Source organism: Streptomyces aurantiaciflavus, from assembly GCF_049808595.1.
Taxonomy (GTDB): domain Bacteria; phylum Actinomycetota; class Actinomycetes; order Streptomycetales; family Streptomycetaceae; genus Streptomyces.
Genome location: NZ_JBNCAQ010000042.1, coordinates 1 through 16,981, shown reverse-complemented (window position 1 = coordinate 16,981; position 16,981 = coordinate 1). Strand labels below are relative to the sequence as shown.

The 16,981-nt window shown below is 71.9% G+C and carries 17 protein-coding genes and 1 pseudogene; 4 read left to right on the top strand and 14 right to left on the bottom strand.

Annotation, left to right across the window (positions count from 1 at the left end; all coding sequences use genetic code 11):
* Positions 1-97 precede the first annotated feature (97 nt).
* The 7 genes from ACPT94_RS35920 to ACPT94_RS35890 all read right to left on the bottom strand — a co-directional run bounded on the left by ACPT94_RS35920 (position 98) and on the right by ACPT94_RS35890 (position 6,265).
* Positions 98-1,048 (bottom strand): catechol 2,3-dioxygenase, encoded by a 951-nt coding sequence (locus ACPT94_RS35920; RefSeq protein WP_360346586.1) that lies wholly within the window; start codon positions 1,046-1,048, stop codon positions 98-100.
* Complete coding sequence (locus ACPT94_RS35915; protein WP_360346628.1) at positions 1,045-2,121, bottom strand: 4-oxalomesaconate tautomerase; 1,077 nt, start codon at positions 2,119-2,121, stop codon at positions 1,045-1,047. Before ACPT94_RS35915 ends, ACPT94_RS35920 begins: the two co-directional genes overlap by 4 nt.
* Before the next feature lie 32 nt (positions 2,122-2,153).
* Positions 2,154-2,867: a 4-carboxy-4-hydroxy-2-oxoadipate aldolase/oxaloacetate decarboxylase gene (locus ACPT94_RS35910; RefSeq protein WP_425247776.1), complete on the bottom strand. Its 714-nt coding sequence runs from the start codon at positions 2,865-2,867 to the stop codon at positions 2,154-2,156.
* Positions 2,868-2,967: 100 nt separating this feature from the next.
* On the bottom strand, positions 2,968-3,717 hold the full coding sequence (locus ACPT94_RS35905; protein WP_360346590.1) for a PIG-L deacetylase family protein: 750 nt from the start codon (positions 3,715-3,717) through the stop codon (positions 2,968-2,970).
* A 63-nt stretch (positions 3,718-3,780) separates the two neighbouring features.
* On the bottom strand, positions 3,781-4,431 hold the full coding sequence (locus tag ACPT94_RS35900) for a GntR family transcriptional regulator (protein ID WP_360346592.1): 651 nt from the start codon (positions 4,429-4,431) through the stop codon (positions 3,781-3,783).
* Positions 4,432-4,606: 175 nt separating this feature from the next.
* The gene (locus ACPT94_RS35895) at positions 4,607-5,119 is read right to left on the bottom strand and encodes a hypothetical protein (RefSeq protein WP_360346594.1); all 513 of its coding nucleotides are present in this window, start codon (positions 5,117-5,119) and stop codon (positions 4,607-4,609) included.
* 102 nt (positions 5,120-5,221) lie between these two features.
* Positions 5,222-6,265 (bottom strand): LacI family DNA-binding transcriptional regulator, encoded by a 1,044-nt coding sequence (locus tag ACPT94_RS35890; protein ID WP_360346596.1) that lies wholly within the window; start codon positions 6,263-6,265, stop codon positions 5,222-5,224.
* 127 nt (positions 6,266-6,392) lie between these two features.
* Between ACPT94_RS35890 and ACPT94_RS35885 the strand changes: the two genes are divergently transcribed.
* Complete coding sequence (locus ACPT94_RS35885) at positions 6,393-7,556, top strand: Gfo/Idh/MocA family protein (RefSeq protein ID WP_360346598.1); 1,164 nt, start codon at positions 6,393-6,395, stop codon at positions 7,554-7,556.
* Between the two features lie 62 nt (positions 7,557-7,618).
* On the opposite strand, the gene ACPT94_RS35880 is transcribed toward ACPT94_RS35885, so the two are convergent.
* Positions 7,619-7,870, bottom strand: coding sequence for a hypothetical protein (locus ACPT94_RS35880; RefSeq protein WP_360346600.1), 252 nt, complete (start codon positions 7,868-7,870; stop codon positions 7,619-7,621).
* Positions 7,871-7,988: 118 nt separating this feature from the next.
* Positions 7,989-9,023, bottom strand: coding sequence for a LacI family DNA-binding transcriptional regulator (locus ACPT94_RS35875; RefSeq protein WP_360346602.1), 1,035 nt, complete (start codon positions 9,021-9,023; stop codon positions 7,989-7,991).
* A gap of 119 nt (positions 9,024-9,142) precedes the next feature.
* Between ACPT94_RS35875 and ACPT94_RS35870 the strand changes: the two genes are divergently transcribed.
* The 3 genes from ACPT94_RS35870 to ACPT94_RS35860 all read left to right on the top strand — a co-directional run bounded on the left by ACPT94_RS35870 (position 9,143) and on the right by ACPT94_RS35860 (position 12,258).
* Positions 9,143-10,303 carry a phytanoyl-CoA dioxygenase family protein gene (locus ACPT94_RS35870; RefSeq protein ID WP_360346604.1) on the top strand — a complete coding sequence of 387 codons (1,161 nt, stop codon included), beginning with the start codon at positions 9,143-9,145 and terminating at the stop codon, positions 10,301-10,303.
* 38 nt (positions 10,304-10,341) lie between these two features.
* On the top strand, positions 10,342-11,118 hold the full coding sequence (locus ACPT94_RS35865; protein ID WP_360346606.1) for an SDR family oxidoreductase: 777 nt from the start codon (positions 10,342-10,344) through the stop codon (positions 11,116-11,118).
* 135 nt (positions 11,119-11,253) lie between these two features.
* On the top strand, positions 11,254-12,258 hold the full coding sequence (locus ACPT94_RS35860) for a Gfo/Idh/MocA family protein (RefSeq protein ID WP_425247775.1): 1,005 nt from the start codon (positions 11,254-11,256) through the stop codon (positions 12,256-12,258).
* Positions 12,259-12,339: 81 nt separating this feature from the next.
* Here ACPT94_RS35860 and ACPT94_RS35855 read toward each other — a convergent pair.
* The 5 genes and pseudogenes from ACPT94_RS35855 to ACPT94_RS35835 all read right to left on the bottom strand — a co-directional run.
* Positions 12,340-13,575: pseudogene (locus ACPT94_RS35855) on the bottom strand (serine hydrolase domain-containing protein); the annotation flags it as partial.
* Positions 13,576-13,899: 324 nt separating this feature from the next.
* On the bottom strand, positions 13,900-14,457 hold the full coding sequence (locus ACPT94_RS35850) for a GNAT family N-acetyltransferase (RefSeq protein WP_360346612.1): 558 nt from the start codon (positions 14,455-14,457) through the stop codon (positions 13,900-13,902).
* A 25-nt stretch (positions 14,458-14,482) separates the two neighbouring features.
* On the bottom strand, positions 14,483-15,385 hold the full coding sequence (locus ACPT94_RS35845; protein WP_360346614.1) for a sugar phosphate isomerase/epimerase family protein: 903 nt from the start codon (positions 15,383-15,385) through the stop codon (positions 14,483-14,485).
* A 1-nt stretch (position 15,386) separates the two neighbouring features.
* The gene (locus ACPT94_RS35840) at positions 15,387-16,301 is read right to left on the bottom strand and encodes an ATP-binding cassette domain-containing protein (RefSeq protein ID WP_425247774.1); all 915 of its coding nucleotides are present in this window, start codon (positions 16,299-16,301) and stop codon (positions 15,387-15,389) included.
* Positions 16,302-16,309: 8 nt separating this feature from the next.
* On the bottom strand, positions 16,310-16,981 hold a 672-nt coding region (locus ACPT94_RS35835; protein ID WP_425247773.1), incomplete at its 5' end, for an ABC transporter permease.

The following is a 16,981-nucleotide window of genomic DNA, read 5'->3' as shown; positions in this document are numbered from 1 at the left end:
GCTAGAGACCCGCGCGGACGTCCGTCAACGTTTTTGTCAACAATCTCATCGACAATCGGGCCCGGGGTGTCATCACGTCGGGGCGGCAGACGGAGCCTTACGCGACCGGCGGCGTGCCGTGCGTGTGGAAGGACTCGATGGTCTTCAGCCCCCAGGCCTGGCCCTTCCTGCGTTCCTCCTCGGTCCAGGTGATCAGCGGCCAGTCGGGCGCCAGCACCAGCCGCGTGAGCGGGTTGCACAGCTCGATCCGGTTGCCGCCGGGCTCGTAGACGTAGAGGAAGAAGGTCTGCTGGATGGCGTGCTTGTGCGGGCCCGTCTCGATGAACACGCCGGTGTCGATGGCGAGGTCGGCGGCGCGCAGGATGTCCTCGCGGGTGTCGGTCGCGAAGGCGATGTGGTGCAGCCGTCCGGTCGAGCCGGTCCAGTCCGAGGTGTAGACGACGTCGTACGACTTGTTCGTGTACGTCAGCCAGCGCGCCGCGATCCTCCCGCTGTCGAGCCGGATCTGCTCGGTGGGCCGGGCGCCCAGCACCCGTTCCTGGAACCCGGCGTTGGCGAGGACGTCGGCGGCGAGGAAGTTGACGTGGTCCAGGCGCCGTACACCCACACCCCGGTTGGGCTTGGCCTGCGGCTGGTTCTTCAGGGCCGGCCTCAGCTCGTCGGGCGCCCGGTAGTGCTCGCTCTCCCAGTAGAGGGCGTGCTCGTGACCGTCCGGGTCGGTGGTGACGTAGAGCTTGCCGAGACCGGGTTCGTCCTCGGCCCACCTGCCGGTGCCGCCCGACTCCTCGATCGCCTTCACCCGGCGCTGGAGTGCCTCCTCGCTGGAGGTGCGCAGGGCGAGCCGGCCGAGGCCGGGCTGCTCGCGGGCGGTGAGCACCAGGCTGTGGTGCTCGTAGTCGTCGAAGGTCCGCAGGTAGACGGTGTCGCCGTCCCGTCCGTTGACGGTGAGCCCCAGGTAGTCGGTGAAGAAGCCGACGCTGGCGTCCAGGTCCGGGGTGAAGAGCTGGGCGTGGCCGATGTGGGCGATGTCGCCGAGCGGCGGAGTCATCGTTGACCTCCTCGGGGGTGCGGGAAAATCGGTGCCGTCTCGGCGGACCGGGGGAACACGGTGCCGTCGAAGATCTTGCGGGCCGTGCGGACCACGGCGGTACGGCGGGCGGTGGGCAGACCCTCGGGGGTGCTGCCGAGGCTGCTCTCGATGTCCAGGAAGCCGGTGGGATGTTCTATGCGGACGCGGTCGCTTCCGGGCGCGAGCCGTGCGAGGTCCGCACCCACGCTTCCTTCGATCCGCAGTCCGGCGGCCACACCGGCCGCGCCGAGCACACCGATCGAGGGGTGGCAGCGTACGGGGATGAAGGTGCGGGTGGTGATCGCGCCGCCCTCGCGGGGTGGGGCGAGCAGGGTCAGCTTGGGCACGGTGGCGTCCGAGACGTCCCCGAGGCCCATCAGCCGGCCCGCGCGCAGGCGGATGCCGCGCAGCCGTTCGGCCAGTTCCTCGTCCGCCTCCAGCTCGGCGGGCGACTCGTGGCCGGTGACCTTGAGGGACGTGGCCGCGACGAGGACGGTCGGCATGCCGTTGTCGACGCAGGTCACCTGCACGCCGTCGATCTCGTCCCGGACGTTGCCGGTGGGCAGGAGCGGGTTCGCGCCGGGCGGGAACTCGATCACCACGGGTGCGGCCGTGCCGGGTACGCCCGAGATCTCGGCGTCGCCCGTGTAGTCCACGCGCCCGCCGGGCGTGGGAAAGGTCGCCGTCGCGCGGTCACCGCTGTTGACCATGCGGATGCGGACGGACGTCTCCTCCTCCCCCGCCGCCACGAGCCCGCGTTCGACGGCGAACGGGCCGATGCCGGCGAGGATGTTCCCGCAGTTCTGACGATCGGTCACCTCCGGTTCGCCGACGGCTACTTGGAGGAAGAGGTAGTCGACGTCGGCGTCCGGGCCGGCCGAGGGCGAGACCACCGCGACCTTGCTGGTGAGCGGGTGGGCGCCGCCCAGGCCGTCGATCTGGCGGTCGTCGGGGCTGCCCATGATCCGCAGCAACAGCGCGTCGCGCACGGCCGGTTGGGCGGGGAGGTCGGCGGCGAGGAAGTAGGCGCCCTTGGAGGTGCCGCCCCGCATCAGCAGGCAGGGCACCCCCTCGGCCCCGCCGCTCACGACCGCTCCCGCGCGTACGAGGAGTACTCCTCATAGGTGCGGTACTCGACGCCGAGCTTCTTCAGCGTGTCCCGCAACCCGTAACGGTCCAGGCCGAGTTCGCCGTCGAGGAAGGCGGCACGGGACTTCGCCTCCTTGGCCTCGCGGGCCTCGGACGCCGCCACGGTCGCACGGGCGCGCTCGCGGGGAACGACCACGACCCCGTCGTCGTCGGCGAGGATCACGTCGCCGGGGCGGATCAGCTGACCGTCGATGGCGACGGGTACGTTGACGGAGCCGCCGGTGGCCTTGACCGTGCCTTGCGCGCAGACGGCCCGGGACCAGGCCGGGAAGTCCATCTCCCGCAGCTCCTGGGTGTCGCGGACACCGGCGTTGATGACCAGACCGCGCACGCCCCGCCGATGGAGGGCGGTGGCGAACAGTTCGCCGAACATGCCGTCCGAGGACGGCGAGGTGGTGGTGACGACCAGGATGTCGCCCTCGCCGCACTGCTCGACGGCGGCGTGGATCATCAGGTTGTCGCCGGGCCAGCTCAGCACGGTGACGGCGGTACCCGCGACGCGTACACCCTGCTGGACGGGCCGGATCTCCGGGCCGAGCAGGCCGGTACGGCCCATCGCCTCGCTGACGGTGGCCACCCCGAACCCGGCCAGCGCGTCGACGTCCGCCAGGTCCGCCTTCGGCGGATCGGTGACGATCACGCCACTCATGCTTCCTCCTTCCGCGGAGCTCCGGTTCGGCTCCGCTGCGGCCGGGCGCCCACTCCGCTTCGCTCCGCGGACCCCTGGCCCGCGCTGCGCCTCGGCTCGCTCATGCCAGCTCCTTCGCGATCTGCGGGTAGGGGCGCATGTACGCCTCGGCCAGGGTCCTGTGGGCGAGGCCCAGGTTGGGGCCGGCGTTGCGCTTGAGCTGGACGCCGCGGCGGACGGCGAGGTCGGTGTAGTAGTCCCACAGGTGCTGCTGGGCGGCGAGGCACTCCATCGCCTTGCGCTTGGTCTCCCACACCTCGGTGATGTCGAGGAGGACCTCGGGCCGGAAGCCGCTCATCTCGGGCTGGTGCGGCTCGAAGTAGAAGACGGGCGGGGCGCCGATGATCTCGCCGGGGCCCGGGTAGCCGATGGCCTGGGCGAGGACGCGGGCCTCCAGGGCCATGCGGTGGGCGGCGGGGTGGTCGCCGTTGTACGGGTCCTCGGCGGGATGGGTGAGGACGACGTCCGGCTGGGTCTCGCGGTAGAGCTCGACCAGTGCGTCGGTCAGTTCGGCGGTGGGGACCAGCGGGTAGTCGCCGGCGTCGAAGAAGCGGACTTCGGCGCCGAGGGTGGCGGCGGCGCGCTCGGCCTCGTCCCGGCGTAGCGCCTTGATCTCGTCGAGCTTCTTCCCCTCGCGCCACGCCTTGGCGGACTCGCCGCGCTCACCGAAGGTCAGGCACGCGATGGTGACCTGCTCCCCCCGGGCGGCGGCCAGGGCGATGGCGCCGCCCGCCCGCCACACGAAGTCCCCGGCGTGCGCGGTGACGACGAGTGTGGATCGTGGGGTGGCGGGCGCGTTGGCCTGGGTCATTGCTCACATCTCCTCGGTGACAGGTGTGCGCCCGCCCCGCCACGGCTCTCGGCCTCGCGGCTCTCAGTCGCGCAGCGCCTCGATCACGCTGGTCAGGTGGGCGCGGACGGCCGCCTCGGCCGCCTGCGGGTCCCTGGCCCTGATCGCCTCGATCATCGCCAGATGCTCGTTCAGGGAGTGCTGCGGACGCCCCGGCCGCAGCGCCAGCTGGAAGCGGTGGCGCACCAGTTGGGCGTTGAGCCGCTCCAGCAGCTCCACGGCCGTCCGCTGCCCCGAGAAGTCCCGGATCCTGCCGTGCAGTTCCTGGTTCAGCTCGGAGTACGTCATCGGCTCGCCGTCGGCGACGGCCTTGGTCATCGCCGCACCCAGGTCCGCCAGTTCGTTCAGCTGCTCGTCGTCGGCCGCGACGGCCGCCTTCGCCGCGCACAGCCCTTCGAGGACCATGCGGCACTCGGTGATGGCGACCGCTTCGTCCACGGTCACCACCCGCACCCGCGAGCCGCGGTTGCGGATCCGCTCGACCAGCCCCTGGGACTCCAGATCGATGAGTGCCGCGCGGATGCTGGCCCGCGTCACACCGAACTGCTCGGCGAGCTCGTTCTCCACCAGCCGCTGCGCCGGTGCCATCTCGCCGTGCAGGATCGCCTGCCTCAGCTGCGCGAGCGCATGCTGCTTGGCCTGCTCTCCGGTGCTCGGACGGGCTTCCTTCGGCATCGTGCCCTCCCTGAGTGAGTGCCTGTCGAACGTAAATCTAGCCACACAAGATTGTCAACAATTTTGTCCGCTGTATTGCGTTCATGGCTCTCGGGCCGGATCGGTGACGGCAGCGGAAAGGCCCGGCGACGCCTCGGCGCCACCGGGCCGCGTCCCTCCCGGCCGTCTCCGTCCGTTACTTGATGATCGCGTTGGCCACGACCACGACCAGGCCGAGCAGCGCGTCCCCCGCGCCGATCAGCACCGCGACCGGCCAGGGGCGCTGTGCCCCGCGGGCGGTGACCAGGCCCAGCGTGAACAGCAGGACGATGTTCAGGGTGAACGCCGGGTACTCCACCCGGTCCGCCGGCCACCAGCCCCAGCCCGCGCCCGCGAGGATGACGACGCTGGGCAGGACGGCGACGACGAGGGGCCACTCGTCGGTGAGGACGCGCAGCACGTCCGCCCGCCGGCGGGGTCCCCGCTCGGCGACGAAGTGGGCGTAGCCGTGTGCGAGGGCGGAGGCCAGAGCGGTCACCAGCAGCCAGGCGGCGTCGTAGCGCCGGCTGTCCTGTGAGGTGTGCCCGTACTCGGTGAGGGCGGCGACCATCGAGCTCGCCAGGACGGCGCCGTAGACACCGCCGAAGAGGACGGACTCACGGGTGCCGCGCCGGTGCGGCGCCGCGGCGGGCGCAGTGGGGATCGCCATGCTCTCCACGATCACCCGGGCCCGGCCGGGCCGCCAGTCGCGCCGAGGCTCCCTCCCGGCGGGGCCACCCGTCGCGATGTGGCCCCCTCCCGGCCGGGCCGGTCAGCCGTCCCCGCGTGGCGGCCCGGTCGTCCCCCGCACCTCCAGCGTGGGCGCCGCCAGTTGCACCCGCCCCTCTCCCCCGGGCCGTTCCAGGCGGTCGAGGAGGCATCGGGCGGCGCGGCGGCCGACCTCGTGGCCCGCGTGGTCGACGGTGGTGAGCCACACGTGGCGCAGCCGGGAGATGCTCGTGTTGTCGTAGCCGACCACGGACAGGTCGCGGGGGACCCCGAGGCCCAGTTCCTCGGCGGCCGACAGGGCACCGACGCAGGCGATGTCGTTGACGGCGAAGACGGCGGTGGGCCGGTCGGGGCGGGCCAGCAGCCGGACGGTGGCGCGGTAGCCGCCCTCCTCGGTCATGTCGCACTGCTCGACCACCGCCCGGTCCGCCAGGCCGTGCGCCCGCATCGTCGCCTCGAAGCTGCTGCGGCGCAGCTCGCCCACGGCGCCGTACCCCGCGAGGTGGGCGATCCGCCGGTGGCCGAGCCCGAGGAGGTGCTCGGTGACCAGGCGGGCGCCCCGCTCGTCGTCGTTGGCGACGACGTCCACGCCCGCCGGCACCGGCTCACGGGCCGCCGCGACGACCACCGGGATGCGGGCGGCGACCGCGTCGAGGGCGGTCGGGTCGGGCAGCGTGCCGACGACGACCAGGCCGTCGGCCCCCAGGTCCAGGAAGGGCCCGGCGAGGTCGTGGCCGACCCGGCGGTTGAGGCGGGCGTCGGCGAGCAGCATGTGCAGGCCGCTCGCGTGCAGCAGCGAGTTGAGGCCGTCGAGGAGGTCGACGTACCAGGGATTGCGCAGGTCGTTGAGGAGGACGCCGATCATGGGGGTCCCCCCGCTCGTGCGCAGCCGGGAGTGCGGGAGGGTGCGCTGCTCGCTGAGGCTGCGGGCGGCGGCGTTGGGCCGGTAGCCCAGCTCGCGCACCGCCTTCAGGACGGCCTCCCGCTTCTCGGCGCGCACCTGGTCGGAGCCGCGCAGGACGAGGGAGACCAGCGACTTGGACACCCCGGCCCGGTCGGCGACGTCACGGATGGTCGGCGGTCTCATGGATTGGACCGTTCCATGACTCGGTCCGGTTGTCAAAGGGTCCGATCGGGGTTGACACCCGCGGAAAGCCGCCCTCAGGGTGGCCTGGACAAGAATGGATCGGTCCAGAAGGGCTGTGGTGGCTGTCATGGTGGAAGCGCTGGGTGTCGCCGTCGTCGGGTTCGGCTGGATGGGCCGGGTGCACACACAGGCGTATGCGCGCGTGCTCCACCATTTCCCGCAGCTCACGGTGCGGCCGGAGCTGGTCGTGGTCGCCGAGGAGGTCCCCGGCCGGGCCGAGGAGGCCGCCGCGCGGTACGGGTTCGCCTCGACGACCCGCGACTGGCGGGAGGTCGCCGCCGATCCGCGGGTGCGGGCGGTCAGCGTCACCGCGCCGAACTTCCTGCACCGCGAGATCGGCGTGGCGATGGCCGAGGCCGGCAAGCACCTCTGGATCGAGAAGCCGGTGGGCCTCACGGCCGACGACGCCCGCGCGGTCGCGGACGCGGTCGCGAAGGCGGGCGTCCGAAGCGCGGTCGGCTTCAACTACCGCAACGCGCCCGCCGTGGAGGCCGCCCGCAAGCTCATCGCCTCCGGCGGGATCGGCGCGGTCACACACGTCCGCATCCGCCTGTTCAGCGACTACGCGGCGCACCCCGACGGCGCCCTGACCTGGCGCTACGAACGTGAACGCGGCGGCAGCGGGGTGCTCGGCGACCTGGCCTCGCACGGCGCCGACCTGGCCCGCTTCCTGCTCGGCGACATCACCTCGCTGACCGCCGACACCGCTGTGTTCCTGCCGCAGCGCGCCCGCCCCACCGGCGCCACCGCCGGCCACACCCTGGCCACCGGCGGCGATCTCGGCCCGGTGGAGAACGAGGACTACGTGAGCTGCCTGCTCCGCTTCGCCTCCGGCGCCCGAGGCGTCCTGGAGGCCTGCCGTGTCTCGGTCGGCGAGCAGAACAACTACGGCTTCGAGGTGCACGGCACCGAGGGCGCCGTCTTCTGGGACTTCCGCCGTATGAACGAACTGGCCGTCAGCCGCGGCACCACCTACCAGGACCAGCCGGTCAGCACGGTGTACGTCGGCCCGGGCGCCGGCGAGTTCGCCGCGTTCCAGCCCGGCGCGGCGAACGCGATGGGCTACGACGACCTGAAGGTGATCGAGGCGTACCGCTTCCTGCGCTCGATCGCGGAGGGCACGCCGCACGGAGCGACACTCGCGGACGCGGTGCACAGCGCGGCCGTGCTGGACGCGATGGCGCGGTCGGCGGAGACCGGGTCGTGGGTCGACGTGCGACCGGAAGGGTGACGGCGCATGCCCGGCCCCGGCCCTCGGAGCCGATGCCGGGTCACCTCGACTCATCCGTCGGATCACCCCGACGGCGGTCCCAGCGGCACCTGAGCGGAGTGCACGGGTTCGGTGTCCGCACTGGGGGCCGGTCCGGCATAGCACTCGATCAGCAGGTCACCGCGTAGGTCGTCCAGTTCGCTCCGGGCCTCCCGCAGGAAGGCGGTGGCCCAGGCTTCCAGGGACATGTCCCTCAACGCCTCGTTCGGGACCCGGCTGAACTCCGGTCCGCCCAGCCCCTTCCACCCGGCCCACGGCTCAGCGGCGGTACGCATGCGCAGGCGATACCAGTAAGGCTGCCGACAGGGCTTCGTCATCAGCGCTCCGCTCCGCACATCGTTCGACGGCCCTCGTGGCCACGTCCTGCCCTCCCGCCCCGTCCGCGGACCGGCGTCAGCCCGCCGCGGCCTGGGGCGGCATGTTGTACGGGGTCACCACCTGGATCGCCGACGGCAGCACGGGGCCGGCGGGCGGCAGTGCCCCGTGGGCCCGCATCACGACGTGGCAGGCCTCGCGCATGTCCTGACGCAGGTCGTGGTGGAGGACGGCGGAGAGGCGGTGCTCGCGCAGCAGGCGGGTGTTGTCGTGGTCGAGGTCGTGCGCGACGAACACCGCGCACTCCCGGCCCAGGTCGGCGAAGGCGCGCAGGGTGGCGATGTTGCCGCCGCCGATGGAGTAGACGGCGCGGATGTCCGGGTCGCGGGCGAGGGCGGCGCGGACGAGGTCGTACTGGGTGGCGTCCAGGCCCTGGCCCTCGGCGATCTCGACGAGGGCGCGCTCGGGGTGGCGGGCGCGCATGGCGCCGCGGAAGCCCATCTCGCGCTCCTCCTCGTTGCGGAAGAAGCCGCTGCTGAGGCTGGTGAGCACATTGCCGGGCCGCTCGCCCAGCCACTGTCCCATGAGATAGGCGGCGGTGGCGCCGGCGGCCCGGTTGTCGATGCCGACATAGGCGAGGCGGGCGCTGGCCGGGAGGTCGGTGACGAGGGTGACGACGGGGATGCCGGCCGCGGCCAGCCGGCCGACCGTCGCCGTGACCTCGGGGACGTCCGGCGCCTTGAGGACGACGCCCTGGGAGCCGCGTCGGGCTATCCGCTCCAGGGTCGCGACCAGTTCCTCGACGGGGCCGGTCTCGCGGAAGTGGAAGCGGGAGCGCAGCACGGCCGGGTGCAGGGAGGGCAGCTCGGCCTCCAGGGCGGCGCGCACGGCCGTGCTGAACCGCTCCGGCGCCTGGACCACGACGTCGACCATGAAGGTGCGGCCGACGAGCCGGACCTGGGTGCGCTGCCGGTCGAGGTCGGCGATGGCCCGCCGCACCTCCTGCGCGGTCGACGCGCGCACCCCTCCCCGCCCGTTGAGGACCCGGTCCACGGTGGCCTCGCTCAGACCTGCCTGTCGGGCGATCTCGCGGATGGGGAAGGGGTGGCCCACAGCAGTCTCCGGGGAGGTCGTCTTGAGGGGTTTTTGAGGGCTCGCTGCCGGTTGTTCGACGGGTTTGTACTGACAAGAATGACAGAGCCGCATGGCTTCCCGTGACCGAAGGGACGACGATGTCCTTCCCCTCCACCGCGCCCTCCGCCCGGTTCACCGAGCAGGACTGCGACCTCGACGCCTTCCGCGCGCTCGTCGAGCACCGGACGGACCTCGCCGACCACCCGTACGCCACGTCGGTGGAGGGCGGCGCCCTCGTCTACGACGGCGACCGGCTGCGGGCCGCCGACGGGCCCGCCGTCCGCGCGGAGCTGGTCCGCGCCCTCACCGACGGGCCCGGCATCGTGGTCTTCCGGGCCGCCTTCGACCCTGCGGTCGTCGACCGGCTGACCGCCGTGTTCGAGGCCCTGATCGCCGAGCAGCGCGCCTCGGGCACCACCGCCGGCGACCACTTCGCCAAGCCGGGAGCCAACGACCGCGTCTGGAACGCGCTGGAGAAAGCGGCCCTGAGCGACCCCGAGGCCTTCGCCGACTACTACGCCAACGACCTCCTGGCCCTGGTCTGCACGGCCTGGCTCGGCCCCGGCTACCAGGTCACCTCCCAGGTCAACGTGGTCAACCCGGGCGGCGCGGCACAGACCGCGCACCGCGACTACCACCTGGGGTTCCTCCCGAACGCGACCGCGGCCGCCTACCCGGCGCACGTCCACCGCCTCTCCCCCGTCCTCACGCTGCAGGGCGCGGTGGCGCACTGCGACATGCCCGTCGAGTCCGGCCCGACGATGTACCTGCCGCACTCGCAGAAGTACGAGCCCGGCTATCTGGCGTGGCGGCTGCCGGAGTTCCAGCGGTACTTCGAGGCCCACCACGTCCAGCTCCCGCTGGCCAAGGGCGACGCCGTCTTCTTCAACCCCGCCCTCTTCCACGCCGCCGGCGCCAACCGCTCCACCGGCATCCGCCGCACGGCCAACCTCCTCCAGGTGTCCTCCGCGTTCGGGCGGGCCATGGAGACCGTGGACCGCGAGGCGGTCGCGAACGCGGTCTACCCGGTGCTGCTGAAGCGCGCCGCCGACGGCGCGGACGAGGCGTGGCTGGAGCGCGTGATCGCCGCGAGCGCCGAGGGCTACCCCTTCCCCACCAACCTCGACAGCGACCCGCCGGTCGACGGCCTGGCCCCGCCGTCCCAGGCGGACACCGTACGGCGGGCGCTGCGCGAGGCATGGACACCGCGGGCTCTGCGGGACGAGCTGCGGGCCGGCGCCGAGCGGCGCGAGAGCTGACGCCGTACGGCGCGAGATACGGAAAGGAACCCCGTTTCATGGGACTTCTCGACGACAAGGTCGTCCTCGTCAACGGCGGCAGCCAGGGTGTGGGCGCGGCCATCGCACGGGCCGCCGTCCGCGAGGGCGCGGTCGTGGCCGTCACCGGCCGGCGCCCCGAGCCGGGTGAGGCGCTGGTGGCGGAGCTGGCGGCCGCCGGCGGCAAGGCGATGTTCGTCCGCGCCGACCTGGCGGACGCCGAGCAGGCGAAGACCTCCGTCACCCGGGTGGTGGAGTCGTACGGCCGGATCGACTGCCTGGTGAACTCGGCGGGGCTGACCTCGCGGGGCACGCTGCTGGACACCTCGCCCGAGCTGTTCGACCAGCACATCGCGATCAACCTCAAGGCGCCGTTCTTCGCCATGCAGGCCGCGGTCGCGGACATGGTGGGCCGCGAGGCGCCCGGCACGATCGTCAACATCATCACGTCCTCCGCGCACGGCGGGCAGCCGTTCCTCGCCCCGTACGTGGCCGCCAAGGCGGGGCTGATCGGCCTCACCCGCAACGCGGCGCACGCCCATCGCTTCGACCGGGTCCGCATCAACGGCCTGAACATCGGCTGGACGGCGACCGAGGGCGAGGACGCCACCCAGCGGGCGTTCCACGGCGCCGGGGACGACTGGCGCGAGCAGGCGGCCGCCCGGCTGCCGATGGGCAAGCTCGGCCAGCCGGACGAGATCGCCGACTTCGTGGTGTTCCTGCTGTCCGAGCGGTCCGGCGTGGTCACCGGATCGGTGATCGACTGGGACCAGAACGTGCTCGGCGGACTCGACTGAGAAGTCGCCACGATGTGCCGTCCGCCGTCTGCGGCACATCGTGGCGGGTCGCGCCCACGCGGCGGCGCCGCATGTCAGTACAGCCCCGCACCCCTACGGGGCACAGCACCACCCCACCCCAAGGAGCAGCACCCCATGCGTATCGGAATCCTCGGCCTCGGCCGTATCGGCGCCTTCCACGCCGAGACCCTCTCCGGACTCGACGCCGTCGAGTCGCTCGTCGTCACCGACCCGTTCGCCGAGGCCGCCAAGTCCGCCGCCGAGCGGTTCGGCGCCGAGGTCGTGGACTCGCCCGAGGCCCTGCTGGCGGCCGGCGTCGACGGCATCGTCGTGGCCGCCGCGACGGACGCCCACCCCGCGCTGATCCTGGCCGGGGTCGAGGCCGGCATCCCCGTCTTCTGCGAGAAGCCCGTCGCCAGGACCATGAGCGAGGGCGTCGAGGTGCTCAAGGCCGTCCGGGGGAAGGACGTGCCGATCCAGATCGGCTACAACCGCCGCTTCGACGCCGGCTTCGTCGCCGCCCGCGCCGCCGTGCAGGGTGGCGAGCTGGGCAAGCTGCACACCGTCCGGTCGACCACGCTGGACCCGGCGCCGCCGCCCGCCGCGTACGTCGCCGCGTCCGGCGGCATCTTCCGCGACTGTTCCGTGCACGACTTCGACATCATCCGCTGGGTGACGGGCCGGGAGGTGACCGAGGTGTACGCGGTCGGCGGCAACCGGGGCGCCGACTACATCAAGGAGGCGGGCGACGCCGACACCACGGGCGCGATCCTCACCCTCGACGACGGCACCATCGCCGTGATCTCCAACTCCCGCCACAACGCCCGGGGTTACGACGTCCGAATGGAGATCCACGGCTTCCAGGACTCGATCGCGGTCGGCTTGGAGGACAGGCTGCCGCTGCGCTCGGTGGAGCCCGGCGTGACCTTCCCGTCCGGGACCCCGTACGACTTCTTCATGGACCGCTTCAGCGCCGCCTACCGCGCCGAACTCACCGCGTTCACCGAGGTGGTGGCCGGCACCCGGCCCTCCCCCTGCACGATCGAGGACGCCCTGGAGGCGGGCTGGATCGCGGAGGCGTGCACGCTGTCGCTGCACGAGCACCGGCCGGTGACGATCGCGGAGGTGCGCAGCGCCTGACATCCGTGGCGCGGGGCGTGCCCGGCCGGTCCGCCGGGCCCGCCCGCGGCTCCCCTCACCCGGCCGGGGGCCCGGTCGCCCGGCCGCCCGCGGGGGCGGCAGGTCGAAGACGTGGTCCGGGGAGATGATCGTCGTGATCGCGTCGCCGAACAGGGTGCTGGGCTCCTCGTTCTTGTAGCTGATGTCGGTGTTCAGCACGACCACGAGGGTCGTCTGCGCCGACGGCAGATAGACGGTCAGGGACTCGTAGCCCGGCAGGGAGCCGTTGTGGCCGATCCAGCCCTGCACGTTGAAGATGCCGAGACCGTATCCGGCGCCGGGAATCGTGGTCGGCGGTGTGGTCAGCCGCTGCTTCTGCACGGCGGGGCTGATCAGTGTGTCACCGTCGGGCAGTTTGCCCGTGGCCACCGTGCGTGCCCATACGCGCAGGTCGTCCAGCGTGGAGATCATGGCACCGGCGGCCCAGGCCCAGGAGGGGTTCCAGTCGGCCGTGTCCTCGATCCCGCCGTTGGCGGTCTGGTCGGTGTAGCCCTGCGCGTGCGGCTCGGGGAACTCGTTGCCCGTGGGGAAGAGCGTGTCCTTCAGGCCGGTCGGATCGAGGACGTGCTCCTGGATGTAGTTCCCGACCGACTGTCCGCTGACCTTCTGGACGACCAGGCCGAGCAATATCAGGTTGGTGTTGCTGTAGTCGAACTCGGCGCCGGGCTGGAACATGACGGGGTGGTCGAAGGCGTAGTCGAGCAGCTGCTGCGGGCTGAAGGACCGCTGCGGGTCGGACGTCATCGCCTTGAAGAAGCCGTCGTCCTCCGTGTAGTTGAACAGCCCGCTGCGCATACCGGCCAGCTGACGCAGAGTGATCTTGTTGCCGTTGGGGACGCCCGCGACGTACTTGTCGATGGTGTCGTCGAGGCCGATCCTGCCCTCGTCGACCAGTTCGAGGACCGCGGTGACGGTGAACGTCTTGGTCTCGCTGCCGATCCGCATGAACAGGTCCGGCCTCATCTTCTCGCCGGTGCTCCTGTCGGCGACGCCGAAGGACTTGACGTACCGGCCCCTGTCGGGCGTCCAGATGCCGACGCTCACCCCGGGGACGCTCGCCTGTTTCATGACCCGCTGCACGGCCTGGTCGATCTGGCGCTGCACGGCGGGGGTGAGCTCGCGGACGGCGTCGCCGGTCGGGGACGGCGAGGGCTGGGCCTCGACGGCCGTCGAGTACGGCAGCGCCACGGCGGCTCCGCCCGCGGCCGGTGCCACCAGCGCTCCCACCACGGTGGCGACGACGGCCCCCCTGCGCAGTCGGTTGCACGGATGCGTCATGGGCTCACTCCTCCCAGCCGAGGAGACGAACACCGCAGGCCACAGCCGCACCAGAGGGCACGGGCCGCCGCGTGCGGCCCATCGGCACCAGCATAGGAGCGCCCGCGCGCACCCGCCTGTCGGCGCGTCTCTGCCATGATCGGCGCCATGTCCGTGCCCCTCCCCCGCCCCCGCGGCACCGACATCCAGCCGACCCTCGCCGACCACGACCGCTTCCCTCGACTTCGCCGTGCGGGTCGAGGAGGAGTACCACGGGCCCGGTCAGCCGCGGGTGGTGTTCACCCGGGAGCTGACGGCCGGACGTGCCGTCAGGCCGTCAGGCCGTCAGCTCCCGCGTACCCGTGCATGCAGATGACCGTCGAGCGGGAACTCCGGCGGGGCGGCGAGCAGCAGGCCGTCGAAGCCGTACCCGGCCTTCTCCGCGACCCGGCAGGAAGCCAGGTTGTCGACCTGGTGCAGGAGGGTGAGGCGGGTCAGCCCGGCGAAGGCGGTGAAGGCCCAGTCCGTCAGGGCGCCCAGCGCCCGGGAGGCCACGCCCCGGCCGCGTGCGTGGGCGGCGGTCCAGTAGCCGACCTCCGGGGACGGGCCGTGGGGTGCCTTGAGGACGACATGACCGGCCAACCGCCCTTCCTCGTCCCCGAGTCGGGTCTCCAGGACGGCGAAGGCGAGGCGCCTGCCCGTCTCCCAGCCCTCCCGCTGCTCCCGTACCCAGCGCACCGCGTCCGCCTCGTCCGCCATGGTCACGCTCGACCAGCGGCGCATGGCGGGGTCCCCGTACACCTCGGCCAGGCCGACCGCGTCGGCCGGGCGCCAGGGGCGCAGCGACAGCGCGGAGGCCGACGCGGTGGCGCCGGCCTCCAGGCGTATCTCGTTGTCGTCCATGCCCCGAGGGTGGGCCGGCACCGGCTCAGGCCCCGCAGGAGCGGAGGAACGTGCGGGTGCGCACCGCGATGGGCAGGGGCTTGTCCGGCTCGCACGGGTACATGTCCTGCTCGACGATCGCGAACAGCTCGACCCCGAGCCGCTGCGCCGCGACCAGCACCGGCTCCAGGTCCGGTACACCGGACGGCGGTTCGCACATCACCCCGCGCTGGACCGCGGGCCCGAACGGCACCTCGTTCTCGACGACGTCGGCGAGGATCTCCGGGTCGACCTGCTTGAGGTGCAGGTAGCCGATGCGCTCGCCGTAGGTCTCGATCAGCTTGACGCTGTCGCCGCCGCAGTAGGCGTAGTGACCGGTGTCGAGGCAGAGGTTGACCAGGTCGGTGTCGGTGGAGTCCAGGAACCGTTCGACGTGGTCCTCGGTGTCGATGTGGGTGTCGGCGTGCGGGTGGACGACGATGTCCAGGCCGTACGTCTCCTTCACCTCATGGCCCAGCCGCTCCATGCCCTTGGTGAGGTGGGCCCACTGCTCGGCCGTCAGCTCGGGGGGCTCCAGGATCTCCGCCGTCTTGTCGTCCCGCCAGAAGGACGGGATGACGACGAGATGCCGGGCCCCCGTCGCCTGGGTGAGCGCGGCCACCTGGCTCACGTGCGCCCAGGTGTCCTCCCAGACGGAGGGGCCGCGGTGCAGGCCGGTGAAGACCGTACCCGCCGAAACCTTCAGGTTCCGCTTGGCCACCTCGTCGGTGAGACGGGCCGGGTCGGTCGGCAGATAGCCGTACGGGCCCAGTTCGATCCAGGAGTAGCCGGCCTCGGCGACCTCGTCCAGGAAGCGTTCCCAGGGCACCTGCCGGGGGTCGTCGGGGAACCAGACGCCCCAGGAGTCGGGGGCGGAACCGATGCGGATGCGGTCCAGTGCGGGTGCCATGTCAGGACTTCCCCTCGCCCGCGCTCGCCACGGGCGCGGTGAGGTCCTCCTCCTCGGGGAGCTCCTCGACGTCCACGCCGCGCACCTGGGCCAACTCATGCTTGAGGGCTGCGAGTTCGGCGCCGCCGGCCATGTGGTTGGTGAGTTCTTCGAGGCTGACCTGGCTGCGGTCGGCGGAGAGTTCCATGGTGCCCAGGCGCAGGACGCTGAAGTGGTCGCCGACCATGTAGGCGTGGTGGGGGTTGTGGGTGATGAAGATGACGCCGAGGCCGCGGTCGCGGGCGGCGGCGATGTACTTCAGGACCACGCCGGACTGTTTGACGCCGAGGGCGGCGGTGGGCTCGTCGAGGATGAGGACGCGGGCGCCGAAGTGGACGGCGCGGGCGATGGCGACGCACTGGCGCTGGCCGCCGGAGAGGGTGCCGATGGGCTGCTCGAGGTCGTCGAGGACGATGCCCATGTTGCGCAGTTCCTCGTCGGCGGTCTTCTTCATCGTGTCGATGTCGAGACGGCGGACGGGCCAGGGTCCCTTGGTGATCTCGGAGCCGAGGAAGAAGTTGCGCCACACCGGCATCAGGGGGACGGTCGCCAGGTCCTGGTAGACGGTGGCGATACCGCGGTCCAGGGCTTCACGCGGGGTGGAGAAGCGCACCGGTTCGCCGTCGACGCGGAACTCGCCCTCGGTGTGCTGGTGCAGGCCCGAGATGATTTTGATGAGGGTGGACTTGCCGGCGCCGTTGTCGCCGAGGACGCAGGTGACCTTGCCGGGGTGGACTTCGAGGCTCACGCCGTGCAGAGCGCGGATGTTGCCGTAGGACTTGCCCGCGTTGCGCAGTTCGACGAGCGGGCGGTCGCCGTCCGCGGGGGGCGTGTCCGCGAGGATGGCGCCGTGGGTGCCGGTGTTGTCGGTCGTCATGGGGGTGGTCACCTCCGGGTCGCCGTGCGCTGGACCCACAGATTGATGAGGACGGCGCCGAGGAGCATCACGCCGAGGAAGGCCTTGAACCAGTCGGGGTTCCAGCCGGCGTAGACGATGCCCTGCTGGACCATGCCGAACATGAAGGCGCCGAAGACCGGGCCGATGGCGGAGCCGTAGCCGCCGGTGAGCAGGCAGCCGCCGATGACGGCCGCGGCGATGTAGATCAGCTCCTGCCCGACGCCCTCGCCGGACTGCACGGTGTTGAAGGAGAACAGCTGGTGCATGCCGACGAACCAGGCGCCGAAGCCGACCAGCATGAACAGGGAGATCTTGGTGAAGGTGACCGGGACGCCGACGGCCCGCGCGGACTCCTTGTTGCCGCCGACGGCGAAGATCCAGTTGCCGTACTTGGTGCGCAGCAGCACCCAGGTGGCCAGCGCCGCGAAGACCAGCCACCACACGACGGTGATCTTCACGTTGACGCCGCCGATCTCGAACGTCGAGGCGAAGACGGCCTTGGCCTGGTCGAAGCCGTCCATGTCGCTGATGTCGTCGGTGGCGACGTTGCCGGTGACCAGCTTGGTCACCGCCAGGTTCACACCCTGCAGGATCAGGAACGTGCCGAGGGTGACGAGGAAGCTGGGCAGGCCGGTCCTGACCAGCATCCAGCCGTTGAA